The organism is Mesorhizobium sp. M4B.F.Ca.ET.017.02.2.1, from assembly GCF_003998955.1.
In the GTDB taxonomy this organism is placed as follows: Bacteria; Pseudomonadota; Alphaproteobacteria; order Rhizobiales; family Rhizobiaceae; genus Mesorhizobium; species Mesorhizobium abyssinicae.
The window spans coordinates 1-1,923 of record NZ_RZOF01000581.1 but is presented as its reverse complement, the minus strand read 5'-3'; the positions used below and the strand labels follow the sequence as shown (position 1 = coordinate 1,923).

Below are 1,923 nucleotides of genomic sequence, written 5' to 3'. Positions count from 1 at the left end.
GACTTGTTGAGCCGGACGAGACTCAGCTGCCAGTTTGCCGCTCTGCTCGGCCTTGCCGATCACCTTGATGCCGTCGCGCAGCCATTGCACGGCGGCGCCGGCGATGAAGATCGAGCCTTCCAGCGCATAAGTGGTCTTGCCGTTCAGCCGGTAGGCGATTGTGGTGAGCAGCCGGTTCTTCGAGCGCACCAGATCGGCGCCGGTGTTGAGCAGCGCGAAGCAGCCGGTGCCGTAGGTCGATTTCATCATGCCGGGCTCGAAACAGGCCTGGCCGATGGTCGCCGCGTGCTGGTCGCCGGCGACGCCGAGGATTCTTATTTCGGCGCCGAACAGGCCCTTCTCGGTCACGCCATAGTCATCGGCGCAGTCCTTCACTTCGGGCAGCAGCGCGGCCGGGATGCGCAGGATCGACAGCAGCTCGTCGTCCCACACATTCTTCTCGATGTTGTAGACCAGCGTGCGCGAGGCATTGGTGGCGTCGGTGGCATGTACCTGACCGCCGGTCAGCCGCCAGATGAGAAAACTGTCGATGGTGCCGGCGAGCAGCTCGCCCTTCTCGGCACGCTTCCTTGCGCCTTTCACTTTGTCCAGCATCCAGGCGATCTTGGTGCCGGAGAAATAGGGATCGAGCAGCAGGCCGGTCTTTTTCGTGAACGTCTTTTCCAGCCCTTGCTTCTTGAGCTTTTGGCAGATTGGCGCCGTGCGCCTGTCCTGCCAGACGATCGCGTTGTGGATCGGCTCGCCGGTCGCTCTGTCCCAGATGACGACGGTCTCGCGCTGGTTGGTGATGCCGATCGCGGCGACATCCGAGGGGTCACGACCGGCGCTCGTCAGCGCGCCTCTGATTGTGGTGACAACGCTGGACCAGATCTCCTCGGGATCGTGCTCGACCCAGCCGGACGCCGGATAGTGCTGTGTGAATTCCTGCTGAGCACTTCCGGCTACCTTCATCTCACCGTCGAACAGGATCGCCCTGGTCGATGTGGTGCCCTGGTCGATGGCGAGAATGTGTTTGGTCAAGTTCGGCAACCCTATTTGATTTCAAGCTTGTCTCGGTGAAGGCCCAGCCCAATCGGGGCAACGCATACGGACAGATTTTCCAGTTGCTGCCCCGCGTTCAATGCACTGGAAACGGTGGCGGCGTAGCTGGAGGCTTTTCCGACAGTTTCCACAGTGAACGCAGGCAGCAATTGGCGCGCCAGAGCGTCATGGACGGGTCTGACAACCGGGTGCCGTGCGACATTGAAGGCATAGGCCCGGCCATGCCGGTCGCTCAGCACGTAGTCAAACGCCTTGGGAGCGGAGAGCTTTCGCAGCGAATATTCCGCAATGATCTCTGGGACGAGTTCATAGGCCAGCCGCAACTCCGGGCTCTGCAGGACTTGCTTCAGTCGATCCGGGGAGGCTTCGCTCGCGGCTCCGCTTTCATCTCCAAGGCCTGAAAGGTGCAACCTCGTCAGTTCGAGGGCGAATTCCGGAGTGAAGAGAGGCTCGCCATGCTCACCGGTTGTGGCTGGAGCCCAGCGTTCAGTACGCCGAAAAAGCGAGTAGATCACCGGCCGCTCCTAGGCGTTTGCCGGGGCACGATGCCCCGGCAAACTGTAGTTGCAGTATTTTACTTCTGCCAGCTCTTCACCAGTTCGTCGTAGTTGATGGTGATCGGCTTTTCCTTCTCGTTCTCGATCTTCAACTGCGGAGCGAGATTGCCCTTCGAGACGGCGTCCTTGTTCCAGAACTCGAGGTCATGCTCTTCGGCCATCTTCGGGCCGATATCGCCCTGGACGCCCGACTTCTCGATGCGGCTCATGACCTTTTCCTGCTCGGCGCAGAGCGAGTCCATGGCTTCCTGCGCGCTCTTGGCGCCGGACGAGGCATCGCCGATCGCCTGCCACCAGAGCTGAGCCAGCTTTGGATAGTCAGGCA

General features: G+C 61.0%; 2 protein-coding genes and 1 pseudogene. All 3 read right to left on the bottom strand.

Annotated elements, in window-relative coordinates; all coding sequences use genetic code 11:
* A partial coding sequence (gene glpK, locus EN738_RS33990) for a glycerol kinase GlpK (RefSeq protein WP_127287334.1) occupies positions 1-1,020 on the bottom strand: 1,020 nt, incomplete at its 3' end.
* Positions 1,021-1,031: 11 nt separating this feature from the next.
* On the bottom strand, positions 1,032-1,556 hold the full coding sequence (locus EN738_RS33985; protein ID WP_127287333.1) for a hypothetical protein: 525 nt from the start codon (positions 1,554-1,556) through the stop codon (positions 1,032-1,034).
* Positions 1,557-1,615: 59 nt separating this feature from the next.
* A pseudogene (locus tag EN738_RS33980) lies at positions 1,616-1,923 on the bottom strand (carbohydrate ABC transporter substrate-binding protein); the annotation flags it as partial.